This is a genomic window from Gordonia paraffinivorans NBRC 108238 (assembly GCF_000344155.1).
GTDB classification, from domain to species: domain Bacteria; phylum Actinomycetota; class Actinomycetes; order Mycobacteriales; family Mycobacteriaceae; genus Gordonia; species Gordonia paraffinivorans.
Genome location: NZ_BAOQ01000059.1, coordinates 1 through 16,343 on the forward strand (window position 1 = coordinate 1; position 16,343 = coordinate 16,343).

11 protein-coding genes are annotated in these 16,343 nt (G+C 68.7%); 6 read left to right on the forward strand and 5 right to left on the reverse strand.

Translation table 11 applies throughout. The features are described from left to right. Both GP2_RS20050 and GP2_RS20055 read right to left on the reverse strand, forming a co-directional pair. A partial coding sequence (locus GP2_RS20050; protein ID WP_006902460.1) for a (Fe-S)-binding protein occupies positions 1–2,867 on the reverse strand: 2,867 nt, incomplete at its 3' end. 234 nt (positions 2,868–3,101) lie between these two features. Then, a complete protein-coding gene (locus GP2_RS20055; RefSeq protein WP_006902461.1) occupies positions 3,102–4,475 on the reverse strand; it encodes a WS/DGAT/MGAT family O-acyltransferase in 1,374 nt (457 codons plus the stop codon). A gap of 217 nt (positions 4,476–4,692) precedes the next feature. On the opposite strand from GP2_RS20055, the gene GP2_RS20060 reads away from it, so the two are divergent. The 4 genes from GP2_RS20060 to GP2_RS20075 all read left to right on the forward strand — a co-directional run bounded on the left by GP2_RS20060 (position 4,693) and on the right by GP2_RS20075 (position 8,992). After that, complete coding sequence (locus GP2_RS20060; RefSeq protein WP_051997284.1) at positions 4,693–5,205, forward strand: SanA/YdcF family protein; 513 nt, start codon at positions 4,693–4,695, stop codon at positions 5,203–5,205. 124 nt (positions 5,206–5,329) lie between these two features. Further along, positions 5,330–6,355, forward strand: a complete 1,026-nt coding sequence (locus tag GP2_RS20065; RefSeq protein ID WP_006902463.1) for an extracellular solute-binding protein — start codon at positions 5,330–5,332, stop codon at positions 6,353–6,355. A gap of 13 nt (positions 6,356–6,368) precedes the next feature. Continuing rightward, positions 6,369–7,907: an ABC transporter permease gene (locus GP2_RS20070; protein ID WP_006902464.1), complete on the forward strand. Its 1,539-nt coding sequence runs from the start codon at positions 6,369–6,371 to the stop codon at positions 7,905–7,907. After that, the gene (locus GP2_RS20075) at positions 7,904–8,992 is read left to right on the forward strand and encodes an ABC transporter ATP-binding protein (RefSeq protein WP_006902465.1); all 1,089 of its coding nucleotides are present in this window, start codon (positions 7,904–7,906) and stop codon (positions 8,990–8,992) included. The genes GP2_RS20070 and GP2_RS20075 overlap by 4 nt, the downstream gene beginning before the upstream one ends. Positions 8,993–9,014: 22 nt before the next feature. Here GP2_RS20075 and GP2_RS20080 read toward each other — a convergent pair whose 3' ends face one another. Continuing rightward, positions 9,015–11,171 carry an acyltransferase family protein gene (locus GP2_RS20080; RefSeq protein ID WP_006902466.1) on the reverse strand — a complete coding sequence of 719 codons (2,157 nt, stop codon included), beginning with the start codon at positions 11,169–11,171 and terminating at the stop codon, positions 9,015–9,017. A gap of 418 nt (positions 11,172–11,589) precedes the next feature. Between GP2_RS20080 and GP2_RS20085 the strand changes: the two genes are divergently transcribed. Together GP2_RS20085 and GP2_RS20090 are read left to right on the forward strand one after the other, a co-directional pair. Beyond that, positions 11,590–12,945 carry a styrene monooxygenase/indole monooxygenase family protein gene (locus GP2_RS20085; RefSeq protein WP_006902467.1) on the forward strand — a complete coding sequence of 452 codons (1,356 nt, stop codon included), beginning with the start codon at positions 11,590–11,592 and terminating at the stop codon, positions 12,943–12,945. Positions 12,946–13,065: 120 nt separating this feature from the next. Next, positions 13,066–14,001, forward strand: a complete 936-nt coding sequence (locus tag GP2_RS20090) for an oxidoreductase (protein WP_006902468.1) — start codon at positions 13,066–13,068, stop codon at positions 13,999–14,001. Between the two features lie 45 nt (positions 14,002–14,046). Here the strand turns inward: GP2_RS20090 and GP2_RS20095 are convergent, their stop codons facing one another. Both GP2_RS20095 and GP2_RS20100 read right to left on the reverse strand, forming a co-directional pair. Further along, a complete protein-coding gene (locus GP2_RS20095; protein WP_006902469.1) occupies positions 14,047–15,132 on the reverse strand; it encodes an NAD(P)H-dependent amine dehydrogenase family protein in 1,086 nt (361 codons plus the stop codon). Between the two features lie 25 nt (positions 15,133–15,157). Next, positions 15,158–16,240, reverse strand: a complete 1,083-nt coding sequence (locus GP2_RS20100) for a Rieske 2Fe-2S domain-containing protein (RefSeq protein ID WP_040527578.1) — start codon at positions 16,238–16,240, stop codon at positions 15,158–15,160. Positions 16,241–16,343 lie beyond the last annotated feature (103 nt).

Consider the following 16,343-nt stretch of genomic DNA (forward strand, 5'->3'; position numbering starts at 1 on the left):
GAGCCGGCAGTGTCGGCGGTCGGGGCGGCCTCCGGGGCCGTGGCGGCCTCGTCGACCTTGGACTCGGCCGGTGCGGTCACCCCGGCGTCGGCGGCGGCAGCGTTCGGGGCAGACTTCGCACCCGGGCGCTTCTTGCCGGCGGCCATGCCGAAGCCCTTGGCCTTGGCCGGCTTGGCCGCTGTCGTCTCGGCCGGCTTCGCCTCGGCCGTGGTGGCCTCCGCCTTCACCGCCGCCGACGACTCCGCCGCGGCGGAAGCGGGAGCGGCCGACTCGGCCGGCTTGCTCGCCGCACCAGGACGCTTGATCCCGCCCTTCATGCCGAAGCCCTTGGCGGCGGGCTTCTTCTCGGCGGTCTCGGCCGGGGCCGACTCGGCGGCCGGCGCAGCGGTCTTGGCCGCGGCACCCGGCTTCTTGCCGCCCTTCATGCCCAGGCCGACCTTCGGCTTCGGGGCCGCCTCGGTCGTCGTGGCCGCAGCAGCGGCGGGCGCCTTGACGGGCTCGGGCTCGGGCTCAGGTTCCGGCTCGGGCTCCGGAGCGGTCGGACGCGGGCCGAGGTAGCGGCCGCCCAGCTTGACCTCGGCGGGCTCGCCGCGCTTGACCGACTCGAGCAGCATCTGCGCGACGTCGACGACCTCGACCTTGCCCTCGGACTCGGTGCCGCTGGTCCGGGCGGTCACGCCGTCGGTGAGCATCACGCGGCAGAACGGGCAGCCCGTGGCGACCTTCTTGACCTGCTCGCCGCTCGTATCCCCGAGGGTGTCGAGCGCCTCGTCGACGCGGTCGACGTTGATGCGCTTGCCGATCTGCTCTTCCATCCACATGCGGGCGCCACCGGCACCACAGCACATGGACCGTTCGCCGTGACGCGGCATCTCGGTCAGGGTCGCCCCCGAGGCGCCCATGAGCTCACGCGGCGCGTCGTAGACCTTGTTGTGCCGGCCCAGGTAGCACGGGTCGTGGTAGGTGACGCTCTCGCCGCCGATCGGGGCCACCGGCACCAGTCGCTTCTCGCGCACGAGGCGGTTCAGCAGCTGGGTGTGGTGGACGACCTCGTACTTGGCACCCAACTGCGGGTACTCGTTGCCCAGCGCGTTGAAGCAGTGCGCACAGGTGACGACGATCTTCTTGCGCTGCTCGGGCGCGGTCGAGAAGACCTCGCCGAGCATCTCGATGTTCTGCTGCGCCAGCATCTGGAACAGGAACTCGTTGCCCGCGCGGCGAGCGGAGTCACCGGTACAGGTCTCGCCCTCGCCGAGGACCAGGAAGTTCACCGCGGCCATGTCGAGGAGCTCGGCGACGGCCTTGGTGGTCTTCTTCGCGCGGTCCTCGTAGGCGCCGGCGCAGCCGACCCAGAACAGGTACTCGAAGCCCTCGAACGACTCGACGTCCTTGCCGAACACCGGGATCTCGATGTCCATCTCGTCGATCCAGGCGGTGCGCGCGGAGGCGTTCTGGCCCCACGGGTTGCCCTTGTTCTCGAGGTTCTTGAACATGCCGGCCAGCTCGGTCGGGAAGTCCGACTCGATGAGGACCTGGTAGCGGCGCATGTCGAGGATGTGGTCGACGTGCTCGATGTCGACCGGGCACTGCTCGACGCAGGCACCACAGGTGGTGCAGCTCCACAGGGTCTCGGTGTCGATGACCGCGCCGAGCTCCTCCGGATCGAATTCGCCGTCGGTCTCCTCGATGCCGGCGCCTCCGCCGATCTTGCCCTTGGACTCGCCGACGAGCTTGCGTGCGGCCTCGGCACGAGCGGCCTCGGGGATCGCGTTCAGCTTGTCTTCCAGGACGTTGCCGTCGGCGTCGACCAGGCCGACCTCGTCGCCGCCCATGTCCTTGCGGCCGCCGGCCAGCAGGTACGGGGCCTTGGCGTTGCCGTGGTCGCGCAGCGACATGATAAGCAGCTTCGGCGACAGCGGCTTGCCGGTGTTCCAGGCCGGGCACTGCGACTGGCAGCGACCGCACTCGGTGCACGTGGTGAAGTCCAGCCAGGCCTTCCAGGAGAAGTCCTCGATCTTGCCGGCGCCGAAGGCGTCGACGTCGGGATCGGCGGTCTCCATGTCGAGGACCTTGCCGTTGGACATCATCGGCTTGGCCGCGCCGAGGGCGACGCCGCCGTCGGCCTCACGCTTGAAGTAGATGTTGAAGAACGCCGAGAAGCGGTGCCATGCCACACCCCAGTCGGTGTTGAGGCCGACCACGGCCAGCCACACCATGCCGCTCATCAGCTTGATCACCGCGAAGATCGACACCAGGGTCGGCGACGCGGGAAGGATCTTGGCGACCTGCTCGGTGAAGAAGTCCGATGCGGTGTTGGAGTGCCCGTAGGTCGCGATCTTCGACGACTTCACGAGGATCATGCCCAGGCCCTCGAGGAGGACGACGGCCTCGACGAAGTAGGCCGCGCCGAAGCGCGAACCCGAGAAGCGCGACAGGCGCTCGGGGACGCGCGGGTGGTTCAGCTGGCGGATGGCGATCAGCACCAGGATGCCGACCACGGTGCCGATGCCCAGCAGCTCATCCCACAGGTGCCACGCGAACGTGTCACCGAAGAACGGCCAGTGGAACTTCGGGTCGATCGACTGCCCGTAGGCCTCGAACCACAGCAGGGCGCCGCCCAGGAAGCCGATCATGACCAGCCAGTGCGCCCAGCCGACGGAGCGGAACTTGACCATGCGCGTGTGGGCGATGAACTCCTTGATCATCGTCCACAGACGCGGGAAGAACGGCCAGAATCTGGTGCTGGGAACCTTCTGGCCCAGGCGGATGGTGCGGAACATCGTCACCACACCGCGGAGGAAGAGGTACCAACAGAAGAGGCTGATCACCGCTGCTGTGGTGCCGATGGCAATCGTCGTGGCTGTCACGGGCGCGTACCGGCCTTTCGTCTAGGTCGTCCGCCCGGAGGGAGCGCACAGAGTGCGCAGGGCTGTCCCACAGGGCGGTGTACTACAGGTAACCGTAAATCCTTGCGCCTATGCAGCGCTCACAAGGTTGACCTAATACCTGCTGGTCTGTCTCTCAGGGATGATACTCACCAGTAACTTACTGTCGAGTCACGGTGGGTGGGGATCCCGCCGAGCATGCCCCGACGGCCCGACTCACCGTGTGTGGGCGACCTTCTCGAGCTCCTCGAGCGCGGTGTCGAGGTGGGTGAGCAGTCGCTGCAGGCTCGGGAGCTGGGCGCGCGCGCCGATCAGGCCGAAGTCGATGTTGCCGGCGTTGCTGGTGACCGTGATGTTCAGCGCCAGTCCCTCCATCGCGATCGAGACCGGGTAGACGCCGTCGAGCCGGGCGCCGTTCCAGTAGAGCTGCTCGGTGGGCCCGGGAACGTTGCTGATGATGATGTTGAACTGGGGCGGCACGTACTGGACGACGCCCGGGACGGTCGCGAAGGCGAGCGGGGCGAAGTTGGCGGCCCCCAGCGCGATCGCCTGGATCGGCCGCAGGCCGCGCACGACGTTCTTCGAGCTCCGTGCGGACTCGACGATCGTCATCAGGCGCCGCTCCGGGTCGGGCTGGTCGGTGGCGAGGTTGACGAGGATGGCGGTGATCGCATTGCCCTCGGCGTCGTCCTCGGTGTGCATCGACACCGGCACCGCGGCGATCAGCGGGGACTCGGGCAGCGCGTCCTGGTCGATCAGGTAGGACCGGAGTGCGCCCGCGCACATGGCGACGACGACGTCGTTGAGGGTGATGTCCATCGCCGCGCCCACGGCCCGGAGCCGCTCGATCTCCCATTGCTGGGCGGCGAAGCGCCGTGCGCTGCCGATCGCGACGTCGAGAATGGTGCGCGGGGCGCGCGGGACCGGCGGCACGAAGTCGGGCTTGCGCACGGCGGCGAGGGCGACCTTCGCGGCCGCGGGTCCCAGACCGGCGGCCTGGAGGCCGGCATCCACCAGGCCGGACACCCGCGACTTCAGTGACGGAGCCGGTTTCGGGGCCCGCTTGCGGACGAGGGCGGGGTCCCACGGCGCGGTGCCGGACCGGTCGTCGGGATCTGCCGACAACATCCGCTGCAGGAGTCGCAGGGCCGAGACGCCGTCGACGATGGAGTGGTGGATCTTGCTGTACAGGGCGACCCGGCCGTCCTCGAGGCCCTCGATCACGTGGAGCTCCCACATGGGCCGGAACCGGTCGAGCAGGGTGCCGTGGTTGAGCGACACGTAGCGCAGGAGCTCGCGGACGCGACCCGGCCGGGGCAACACGGTGCGGCGGACGTGGTAGTCGAAGTCGATCTCGTCGTCGTAGGTCCACGCGAAGTTGCCCAGCATGGTCACCGGCGGGGCGGGACGCTTGCGGAACAGGGGATGGACCTCGGTGCACGAGGTGAACGCCGCGATCATCTCCTCGGCGAGATCCGCCGACGTCTGCCCCTCACGCGGGACGAACAGTTGCAGCCCGCCGACGTGCATGGGCTGCTCCCGCGTCTCGGCCAGCAGGAATATCGACGAGGTCACCGGCATGTACTGCATTCATACTCTTTTCCACGGTGGTCCGGGTACGCGTCGGGGCTGAGCGCAGCAGGTCACCCAAGTATCGGCCCGGTGTCATCGCCGGCGGCATCGAATGGGCATCTTGGGTGAGATGCGTTCGTACACCTAGGTTGTACACGTGAGGTCAGCAGCTCGTCTCGTCGTTCCGGTGCTGTTGGTGGTCGTCGAACTGTGGATCACCGTCGCGGCCACGTGGATGTACGCCGTGTCGGCAGGCCGGGTCCTCGACAGGGATCAGGTGCCGTCGCGGTCGACGTTGCTGGTGCTCGGTTCGCTGGTGGAGGACGGGACTCCCGGCGACTATGTGCGCGGGCGACTGGACACGGCGTCGGCGTTGTATGGCGACGGGCGTGTCGACCGAATCATCAATTCCGGCAACGGTTCTCTCGACGCCGGTGATGAGCCGGCGGTGATGCGGAGTTATCTCGAGGCCGAGGGTGTGCCGGCGCGGGTGATCGTCGACGACCCCTTGGGTCTCGACACCGCGGCGAGTTGTCGTCGTGCGCGGGAGGTGTTCGGTGTGGGTTCGCTGATCATCGTGACGCAGGACTTCCATCTGCCGCGGGCCATCGCGCTGTGCCGCGACGCCGGGGTCGATGCGCGCGGCGTCGTCGCCGAATGTGATTGCCCGGCATGGACATTGACCCGCAACCACATCCGCGAGACGGTGTTCGCGGGACCGAAGGCGGTGCTGAGTCGTGTCGGCTGAGACCCGCGCGTGCGCTGCGCCGCCCGAAACTCGAGTCCTGTGGATCTGGGTTATGGCTTCGGTTAGGCTAACCAGGTTCGATTGACGGCCACCGCGACAGGAATGGCCGGGAGGAAGGGAACGCATGCAGACCACCAGCCTGATCCGACGAGCGATCGCGACGGCCGGGGCCGCGCTGATCGCCACGAGCGTCCTCGCCGCCTGCACCGGGAGTGACTCGTCGGGAGACGACGAGACCCTCATCCTGTATTCAGGCCGCTCGGAATCCCTGGTGGGGCCGCTCGTCGAGCGCATCGGCGGAACCATCCCGGTGACCGCCGCCTACGACAAGAAGGCCGCGCAGATCCTCGAGGAGGGTGATCGCTCGCCCGCGGACCTCTTCTTCGCCCAGGACGCGGGTGAGCTGGGCGCACTGGCCGATGCCGGCTTGCTCGAACCGCTACCCGCGGACATCGTCGAGGCCGTCCCCGATGCCTACCGCTCCGGGACCGGCTCCTGGACCTCCACCTCGGCTCGCTCGCGGGTCCTGATCTACGATCCGCGGCAGCTGTCCTCCGATGACCTGCCCGCCGGGATCGACGGTCTGCTCACCCCGGAGATGCGCGGCAAGGTCGGATACGCGCCGACGAACGCGTCGTTCAAGTCCTTCGTCACCGCACTCAGGTTGACCCGCGGTGAGGACGGGGCCCGAGAATGGCTCACCGCATTTCTCGCGAACGACCCCAAGTCCTTCGAAGGGAACGGTCCGATCGTCGAGGCGGTCAACAACGGGCAGCTCGCCGCAGGTCTGACCAACCATTACTACTGGGTCCAGGAAGTCCAGGAGAAGGGCCTCGAGAACGTACCGGGGCGACTGCACTTCTTCTCCGACCAGGACCCGGGTGCCCTGGTGAACGTGGGTGCGATCGGTGTGCTGAAGACCGCGGGTGACAAAGAGGCGGCGTTCGATTTCATCCGGCAACTCCACACACCCGAAACCCAGACCTATTTCGCGACCGAGGTCGGGGAGTACCCGGTGATCGGCGACGAACCGCTGCCGGTCGAAGGACTTCCGACGCTGAGTCAGCTGTCGCCGCCGAAGATCACGCTCGACGAGCTCGCCGACGTGTCCGGCACCGACAAGCTGCTCAACGAGGTCGGCGCTGTCTGACGGTCTGACCCGCGTGTCGTCTCGTCCCGGCCGGACCCTCCGGTCGGGACGAGCGCTGCTGGGGTTCGTCAGCGTCATCATCGCCCTGTTCCTCGTCACCCCCGCGATCTACCTGGTCGTCCGGGTGGCGGGAATCGGGGGCGATGAGGCCCTGGCGTACCTGTTCCGGCCGCGAACGGGGCAACTCCTCTGGCGGACGACGCAACTCGCGGTCATCGTGACCGTTGCCTCGATCCTGCTGGGCGTCGGATCGGCGTGGTGCGTGACCCGTGGGATCCGCCGCGGGCGCCCCGTCGTCATCGCCTTGCTCGCTGCGCCCCTTGCCATCCCGTCGTATGTGTCCGGATTCGTGTGGACGCGCCTGGTCCCGGGCTTCGAGGGTCTCTGGGCTGCGGCGCTCGTACTGACGCTGGCCTGTTATCCCCTTGTCATGCTCCCCACCCTGGCGGTGCTCAGCGGGACCGGGCGCACCGACGAAGACGCCGCGCGAACCCTCGGGTGTGGTCCCGTGACGGCGTTCCTGCGGGTGACCCTGCCGCGAATCCGAACCGTGATCGTCGCCGGCGGACTGCTGGTCGCGTTGTACGCGATCAGCGACTTCGGTGGGCCTGCCATCGTCCGGTTCGAGCCCTTCACGGTCGGAATCTACAACGCCTACAACGGAACCCTGGATCGCTCCGTCGCCGCCCTGTACGGGCTGGTGCTCGCGCTGATAGCAGTGGTGCTCGCCCTCGCCGAACGGCACGTGCGGCGCGACGTCGACTCCGGCGTCACCCCTCGGCGGGCCCGGACGGCCCACGACCGACTGCCGGCCTGGGCCTTCGTGATCGTGACCGTCGGCGTCGGCGTCGTGGTCCCGGTCGCCGGCCTCGTGACCGAGATCCGCGAGTCGCGTCGGCTCGGGTTCGACGGCGTCGGTGAGTTGCTGGCCTGGGTCGGCCCGTTCACGAAAACGACGATGATCCTGTCGGTGCAGGCGGCGATCGTCATCGCGGTTCTGGCACTCCCCCTGGCGTTCTTCGTATCTCGGCCTCGGACGAGGACCGGTGACACCGTCGAGGTGGTGTCCTACCTCGGCTACACATTGCCCGGCGTGACGGTCGCGTTGTCGATGGTGTTCCTGGGGACCCGGGTCTTTCCCGACTACTACCTCTCCGCGACGATGCTCATCGCGACCTACGCGGTGCTGTTCCTGCCCGTGTGTCTCGGACCGGTTCGATCCGGGGTCGACGCGATCCCGCCGCAGGTGGCCGATGTGTCGCGCACCCTGGGCGCGGGTCCGCTGGCCACCGCCGTCCGCGTGCGGTTGCCGCTGGTGATGCCTTCCGTGCTGGCCGGTGCCGCACTGGCGTTTCTGTCGGTGGCCAAGGAGCTTCCCGCCACCCTGATGCTTGCCCCGATCGGTACGCGGACGCTCGCCACCGACATGTGGAGTCTCAACAATGATCTGAACTATGGGCGGGCCGCAGTCCTCGGCCTGGTTCTGATCATCGTCGCGTCGGTACCGACCGCGGCACTGTCCACCCTGTTCGGAAGGGGCGTGAGCCGATGAACGACGCGGTGCGGGTCGAGGACATCTCGGTCTCGTTCGGTGATTCGACCGTGCTCGACGGGGTCTCCCTGCGGGTGCCGTCCGGCTCGATCACCGCGGTCATCGGCCCGTCCGGATGCGGCAAGACAACCCTGCTGCGGACGATCGCGGGCCTGGAACAGATCCGATCGGGGCGTATCGAGATCGGCGGCGTCGAGGTCGCCTCGGTTGGGGCTGATCGCGAGCGCAGGGTCGACGTCCCGACCGAGCGCCGCAGTTTCGGTCTGGTCCCACAGGAGGGCGCGCTGTTCGGCAACATGAGCGTCGCCGGGAACGTCGGGTTCGGCCTCGGCCCGTGGTGGCGTCGGACACCGGGCCGGGCGGCCCGCGTCTCGGAGCTGCTCGAGGTCGTCGGGCTGAGCGAGTTCCGCGGCCGTCACCCGGGCGCGTTGTCCGGCGGGCAGCGGCAGCGAGTGGCACTGGCCAGGGCGTTGGCCCCACGGCCCGCCGTGATCGGTCTCGACGAGCCGTTCTCCGCACTCGACGCCCAGTTGCGCACTCGACTCCGCGACCATGTTCGCGACACGATCCTGGCCGAGGGCGCGAGCGGACTGCTTGTCACCCACGACCGCGGGGAGGCCATGGCGATGGCCGACGAGATCGTGGTGCTGATGGCCGGACGGGTGCGCCAGGTGGGATCACCGGAGGAGATCTATCTCGAGCCGGTGGACGTCGAGGTCGCGCGGATGTTCGGCGAGGTCTCGGAACTGCCCGGCGACGCGGATGGGGATGTCGTGCGTTGTCCGGCCGGATCGCTGCGATTGCGGAGGCCCGCCCGTGGTTCGGGGACGGTCTTGCTCCGTCCCGGTGATCTCGACGTCGTGACCTCCCCGGACGGGTCGGAACTCGGTCGAGCGAGGGTGCTCACGGTCAGGCCGTGCGGGGAGCACATCGAGGTCCGGGTGTCGCTGTTCGCCGCCGATCAGGCCCGACGCGACGCCGAGGTCGAACTGTTGGTGCGCGCGGAACCCGAGTGGGCGGGTTCGCCGGGTGATCAGATCGCGTTCCGGCAGCGCCGTCCGGCGCACTTCTGCCCGGCCTCCTGAACCCGCGCACCGGGTACGGGCGTCACCACCAGCCGGTGATTTCCTTGAGGTCCGCCTCCATCGCAGGGATCAGGCTCCGCACGAAGGTCGCCGACAGGTGGTGGTAGTCGTGCCACACGAGGACGTTGCCGACCACCGCGGGGCAGTACTCGTCGTCGCAGAAGGCGTCGCTGTAGTCGAGGAACGACATGTTCGGGAACTCGCCGGCGATCTCCTGCGCCGGATCGGTCGGCGCGAGGGCCTGCTCGCGCGAGACGCCACACACCTCCGGCTTGCGGCCGCTGGCCAGGCACTCCGGCGGCTTCAGCTTGCCCGTCGACCACGGGTTGTCGCGGATGGCGATGACCTTCTGGTCGCGGTCGCGGAACTGCGCGAAGATCTCGCGGTAGTCCTTCGGCACGCGGTCGCCCTTCTGGCCGCCCTCCGGCGGGCGGGTGGACGTGGTGAACACGTAGTCCGGGTTGTCCTCGGCGAGGCGTTCCATCACCCGGCGCGACCAGTCGTTGCACTGGTAGTACTTCTGGCCGAACCAGGTGAAGACGTGCTCGGTGGTGAGCGCGCACCCCACCTTCAGGTAGGTCGTCACGCGGAAGTTGTTGCGCTTGCCGATGTCGTCGAGCGCGGTGATCCACTGCTCGGCGTGCGACCCGCCGACGAGCGCGATGGTGCGGGTCGCGTTCGGGTCGCCGTAGACCCCGACCTTGATCGACGGGTCCTTCCAGCCGCTGATGATCGAGTCGTAGGACGTGATGGGCCAGTCCTGGTCGACGACGTCGGGGCTGGGCTGCGGGGTCACCTTCGGGACCGGCGCGCCGTCGAGGAAGGCGCGTGCGCCGGGGTAGAGGCGGGGGTCGAGGTGCGCGGTGTCGAGGGTCGCGTTGGCGGCGTCGCGCTGCCAGGTCACCGCGGCGGCGCCCGCGGTGACCGTGGTGACCAGCAGCACCGCGACGAGGGAGAGCCGCCAGGCGCGCGAGTTCTGGAAACCGGGCTTACGGCGCGCCGAGCCGGCGCGCAGCGGCGCCTCGACGTACTTGGTGGTCAGCCAGGCGATCAGCACGGACACGGCGAGGATGCCGGTGCCCTCGAGCCACGACACGTCGTCCTGGTAGCGCCACGCCATGTAGAAGATCAGCAGGGGCCAGTGCCAGAGGTAGAGCGCGTACGCGATGGAACCCAGCCACACCAGCTGCGGCAGCGCCAGCCCGCGGGAGACCGCGGCCGGTCCCGTCGCGGCGGGCGCGGTGGCCGGCGCGCCCGACCAGATCAGCAACAGCGTGGCGCCGACCGGCACGAGCGCCCACGCGGCGGGGTACTCCTGCACGCCGGCGATCCACCAGCCGCAGGTCACGATCAGGCCGAGGGCCACCAGGCCCATCAGGTTGCGCAGCCACGCCTGCATCGGGACCCGGGGCAGCCACACGGCCAGCAGGCCGCCGGCCAGCGGCTCCCACAGGCGCGCGACGGTGTCGTAGTAGGTGAAGGGCTGGTTGATGCCGTGGCGGTAGTTGGCCCACGCGAACGAGACGACTGCCACGGCCAGCAGTGAGAACCCGACGATGCCGCGCACCACACTCGGCCGGGCGAGGACGGCGAACACCCGCGACAGCGCGCGCAGCAGGCCGCCGAGCGCCAGCGCGCACAGCAGCGTGAGCAGGAAGAACTGGCCCTGCATCGACATCGACCACAGGTGCTGCATCGGGCTGTTCGCCGAGTCGGCGGCCGCGTAGTCCTGCGATTCGAAGGCGAGATACCAGTTCTGGTAGTACAGCGCGCTGGCCTGCAGCTCGGCGCCGAGCGGACCCCAGCGCGTGGTCGGCATGACGAGCGCGACCATCAGCGCGATGAACGCGAGGACGAGCAGCAGCGCCGGCAGCAGGCGTCGGACCAGCCGCCAGAAGCGGGGCCACGGGTTGATCGCCCGGCCCCACGACACCGATGCGGGCTGGGTGGCGAGCACGTGCTTGAGCAGGGATGCGACGAAGAAGTAGCCCGAGAGGGTCAGGAAGACGTCGACGCCGCCGGACACCCGGCCGAACCAGACGTGGAAGATCGCGACCAGCGCGATCGCGACGCCGCGCAGACCGTCGAGGTCGAGCCGGTAGCCCGAGGTGTTGCCGGTCGCGGCGTCCTCGTCGGGCGTCGCGACGACCGGGGCCACTTCGGGAGAGGTCGCACGCACAGTCGGCGATGGTACTTGTCCCCGGACGCCCGATGCCGTCCCCACAGGGGGTGTCGGGGGACCCGCAGGAGGTCAGGTGGATCGCCGGAAGCCGCTCCCACCTCGGACGACGGTCGTACTCTCGGAGAACGACCGTCGAATCCGGGTGTGAGGAGATGCATCGTGGGTGATCTGGTCGATGGGCGTGCGCCGCACCCTCGACACCTGTGCAGGGCAACGTCCGCCTCGCGACGCGGTCGCTCGGAGTGTGGTCCCCGGCACCGGATCTGTCCCGGTCGGCCAGCCATTCGTTCGCGGTGCGTCTAAACCTTCAGCGGGGCCGATCGCCCCGGCACCCTGTCTCCCAGCCATCAGGGCATCACCGATGCCGGTGACCGATCAGGGCATCGCACGCCCACGACCACCAGGGGAGACACTCATGACCACACGACGTTCCGTCGCGATCATCGGAGCCGGCCTCGCCGGGACCACCGCCGGTCTCGGCCTCGTCGACGCCGGTTTCGACGTCACCATCTACAGCGACCGCGACCGCGAGTCGCTGCGCGACAAGGTGCCGCCGACGGGCGTCGGCGTGCTGTTCGGCAAGTCCCAGGACTGGGACGCCGAGATCATCGAGGACCTCTACGAGGTCGGCAAGACCACCGGCATGAGCGTCCGACTGTACGGCGGCGCCGGCGAGGACCGTGCCCCCGTGCTCGAGTACGACCCCGACTACGGCTACGTCGCCGCGGCCGTCGACCTGCGCCTGCGCGCCGACGACCGGCTGGGTCGCTTCCTGGATCGCGGCGGCCGGTTCGAGGTCACCAATGTCGACCTCGACCGCCTCGACCAGATCGCCGGCGAGGCCGACCTGACGCTCGTCGCCACCGGCAAGGGCGGACTGTCGACGCTGTTCCCGGTCGACGAGTCGCGCACGAAGTACCGTGAGCCGCAGCGTCGCCTGCTGCAGGTCACCCTGAAGGGCGTGGACCACGGGGCGGACGTGTTCTCCTACCGGTCGTCCGCGGGGGCCGGGCACTCGCTGTACAACCTCGACAGCGAGAACGGCGAGCTGTTCTTCGGCCCGTTCCTGCACAAGGACGAGGGCCCCACCTGGTCGTTCATCGTGTTCGCCAAGCCGTCCGGCGCCTGGGCGCCGCGCATCGACGACGTCCACGACGCGGTGGGCGCACGCCGGACCATCGCCGGGATCTTCCACGACTTCTTCCCCGAGGACGCTCCGGTCATCGATCGGCTCGAGGTCATCGAGTCCGACCCGGTGTCGTGGCTCAAGGGCGCGGTCACCCCGACGGTGCGCAAGGCGGTCGCCACCACGAAGAGCGGCCACCCGGTCGCCGCGATCGGCGACACCGCGATCTCGTTCGACCCGGTCGCCGGCCAGGGCGCCCAGAACGCGCTCATCCAGGTCGCCGAGCTCGTCAAGGCCGCTCGCGGGCACTCGGGCGAGTTCACCGCCGAGTGGCTGGCGGAGGAGTTCGAGAAGCACTGGGAGCGCCGCGGTCACGCCGCCACCGAGGTCACCCGCCTGTTCCTCGGCGATCCCGACTTCGCGACCCACCTGGAGCTGTCGTTTCCGGCTGCCGCCGTCAATCCGGATGTCGCGCAGGCACTGCTCGGCCTGCTGTCCGACCCGAACCCGCTCCTCGGTCTGCGGACCCGTGAGGATGTCGAGAACTTCATCACCGCCGTGGCCGGAGAGCCGTTCGATCAGGTCCTCGCCCGGTTCTCGCCGGCCGGCGAGTTCACTGCCGCGCCGTCGCCCGTGACGGTCTGAGGGGCCCGACCGGTCCACTCCGGGTCGGTGCGTTTCATGTGACACCCCGGCCGGTTGTGTCACATGAGGTGTGATACGAACGACATCTGCGACGACGTCGGGATCTCAGAGGGGGAACGTGTGAAGACGGGTTGGACGCTGGCCGACGCACCTCCGCAGACCTCCCGGACCGCCGTGGTCACCGGGGCCAATGCGGGGATCGGCAAGGAGACCGCCCGCGGCCTGGCCACGCTCGGGGCCACCGTCGTCCTGGCGTGCCGAAATCCCGAGACCTCGGCGGCCGCGCGCGATGACATCGTCGCCGAGGTTCCGGGCGCCGAGGTGGAGGTCATCGACCTCGATCTCGCCAGCCTCGACTCCGTGCGGGCCGCGGCCGCCGAGCTCAACCGGCGCTTCCCGCGCATCGACATGCTCGTCAACAACGCCGGTGTGATGTGCGCCCGACGCGACCTGACGTCGGACGGTTTCGAGATGGACTTCGGCACCAACTTCCTCGGCCATTTCGCGCTCACCGGGCTGCTCATGGACCGGCTCCTGGCCGCCGACGCCGCGCGGATCGTCACGGTCGGCAGCCACGCCCACCGTGCGGGCACCATCGACTTCTCCGATATCCGGATGGACCGGACGTTCAGCACCGCCGGTGCGTACTCGCGGGCCAAGCTCGCGCAGATGGTGTTCGCCTTCGAACTCGACCGTCGGATGAAAGCTGCTGGGGAGAAGGCGATCTCGCTCGCCGCCCATCCCGGCGGCACGCGCACGGGCGTGATGCGCGAGCAGAACAAGTTCCTGCAGTGGGCCTACCACGCACCGTCGCTGCGCTGGCTGACCGACCGGTTCATCATGGATCCGCCCGAGGGGGCGCTGCCCGTCTTGCGTGCGGCGACCGACCCCAAGGCGGCCGGCGGACAGTACTACGGACCGGTCGGCAGCCTGGGGCTCGCCGGCCCGCCGGTGCTGGTGGAGCCGTCGCCGAAGGCGAAGGACATGGTCGTCGCCGACAGGCTGTGGGACGTCGCCGAGGAGCTCACCGGGGTGAGCATCGACCTCGGGGCCTGACGAGATCTCGGGGCCTGACGAGATCTCGGCCCCGACGAGCAGGTCCTACAGCTTGAAACGTCCCGCGAAACTCCGCAGCGGGAGGTCGGCACTGGTGATGACCCCCGGGGGAGCCGCGACCACCGACCGAATGGAGTTCAGCGCGGGCAGGCCGGTGACGGTCATGCCGATCGACGCGAAGTTCTCGGGGTTGGACAGATCGAATCCCTTGCGCGGGAAGATCATGTGCTTGGAGTAGATGTTCGGGTCGCCGGTCACCTGGGTGATGTAGCAGCCCTGGATGTTCCACGACGGATCGGTGTGCGGGGTCATCTGCCACTCGAGATGCGTCTCGACGCGGGCCACCCCGTCCACCATGCCCTGGTATCTGATGTAGCTGCCGCCGAGGGAGCCCTCCGGGAGCTGGTACCAACCGAGATCGACATCCTTTGTGCAGGCGCCCAATTCGTAGGAGAACGCCACCTCGTCGAGCTCGAGGTCGAAGGCATCGGCCATGAGGTACACCGAGTCGGCGAACACCGCGGTGAACTTGTAGAGCGAGTCGGGGATGGACGGGTCGTCGACGGGCAGGCCGTAACCGACCGCCTTCCAGGTGTCGACCGAGTGGTGGCAGGACACGTCGACCGACTCGGTGACGGTCACGTTCTCGATCTCGGCGACGTCGGCGGTGTGCACGATGCCGAGGATCTGCGCGAGGCCGGGATTCATGCCCGTGCCGTAGAACGTCGCGCCGCCCTTCTCGCACGCTTCCGCGATCAGCTCGCTCACCTTGCGCCCGGACGGGTGCGGATGGTTCTTGTCGCGGTGGAAGCCGGTGATCCAGTCCGCCGTCGTGACGATGTCGATCCCGGCCTCGAGCACCCGGACGTAGAGATCCTCGTCGGGAAAGACCCCGTGGAAGGTCAGCACGTCCGGTTCGGCGGCGATGATCTCCCCGACGGTGCCGGTGGCCGTCACCCCGATCGGGCCGATGCCGACGATCTCGCCGGCGTCGCGGCCGATCTTGTCGGGCGAATAGCAGTGCAGCCCCACCAGTTCGAGGTCGGGGTGATTGCGGATGCGGCCGATCATCTCGGTGCCGAGGTTGCCGGTGGCCACCTGGAACACCCGGATCTTCTCGGGTGTGGTCATCGTGGTTCCTTTCGGGAGGTGGACGTCAGGAGCGTGCTGCGGTCGGCGACCCGTCTCGCGACGCCGCGCGGCGGAGTTCCTCGAGTTCGGACCTGTGGATGCGGATGTAGTCGTCGGCGGCGGCCCCGCCGTCGGGGTAGAACTGGCGGGCCCACTCGCGCAGGGCGGTGAACCCGGCGTACTCCTTGCGCGACAACGCCGGCGGGTCGGAGTAACGCTGGTGCGCCCAGATCTCGATGTCGGCGGCGAACTGCTCGATCACGAAGTCCGCCATGGTCTTTCCGTACTCGGTGATCTCGCCGGTCTCCTCGCCGGGCTTGCGGCCGATCCACACCGTGAAGCGGACGTCGGAGGTGTGGTCGTCGACCGGGGTGACCGCGGGCATGGTGCGGTTGTCGACCATCCCCCAGCTCTTGGTGACCGAGCACCCCAGGCCGGCGTTGATGGATTCGACTCCGCTGGAGGCGGTTTCGAGTGTCGCGCCCTCCTCGAAGGCGATCGTGAAGTCGACGTGGGACACCGGTCCGGAGAAGTCGTGGCGAGTGAACTCCGGCATGAACGGGGTCTTGTGGACGAACTTGAAATGGGCGAAGTCCACGCCGTTCTCCATGATGTACTGCGGATGGATCTCGAGCCCCGGTCGGTACAGGGTCGCGGCCGGGACCGGCGGGTAGTAGTCGTCGGCGGTCGCGTCGTCGCCGAAGTCCGCGAAGATGTCGGGGACGTCGAAGTGGGGTGGGCGTCCCTCGACGTCGTGCCAGATCCACACCGCCTCGTTGCGCTCGATCACCGGGTAGCTGCGGATGCGCCGGCCGCGATTGGGGTGCTTCTCGTACGGGATGCGCACGTTGCGCCCCTCTGCGTTCCACTCCCACCCGTGGAAGGGGCACACGAGGTTCTCGCCCTCGACGTGGCCGCCGTGGCCGAGATGGGCGCCGAGGTGCTCGCAATAGGCGTCGAAGACCGAGACGCGGCCCGATCGGGACCGCCACGCGACCATCTCTCGTCCGAAGTACTTCATCGTGTGGACGGCGCCGACGGGTATCTCCGCCGACCACGCGACCTGGAACCAACCGGTGGGCGTCATCGACAACGGCGTTCGTGCCATGTCCGTCACGGTAGGTCCGTCTCGGCGCAAAATACAAGAGGGTTCTGTGAAAAATTCACGACCTGGGGGTTTGGGTCGACCCCCGACGGGTATCAGGTGCATC

Excerpts from the sequence above, each read along its gene's own strand:
- GP2_RS20055 (WP_006902461.1), bottom strand. The coding sequence starts at position 4,475 with ATGCAGTACATGCCGGTGACCTCGTCGATATTCCTGCTGGCCGAGACG.
- GP2_RS20060 (WP_051997284.1), top strand. The coding sequence starts at position 4,693 with ATGTACGCCGTGTCGGCAGGCCGGGTCCTCGACAGGGATCAGGTGCCG.
- GP2_RS20065 (WP_006902463.1), top strand. The coding sequence starts at position 5,330 with ATGCAGACCACCAGCCTGATCCGACGAGCGATCGCGACGGCCGGGGCC.
- GP2_RS20075 (WP_006902465.1), top strand. The coding sequence starts at position 7,904 with ATGAACGACGCGGTGCGGGTCGAGGACATCTCGGTCTCGTTCGGTGAT.
- GP2_RS20085 (WP_006902467.1), top strand. The coding sequence starts at position 11,590 with ATGACCACACGACGTTCCGTCGCGATCATCGGAGCCGGCCTCGCCGGG.
- GP2_RS20095 (WP_006902469.1), bottom strand. The coding sequence starts at position 15,132 with ATGACCACACCCGAGAAGATCCGGGTGTTCCAGGTGGCCACCGGCAAC.
- GP2_RS20100 (WP_040527578.1), bottom strand. The coding sequence starts at position 16,240 with ATGGCACGAACGCCGTTGTCGATGACGCCCACCGGTTGGTTCCAGGTC.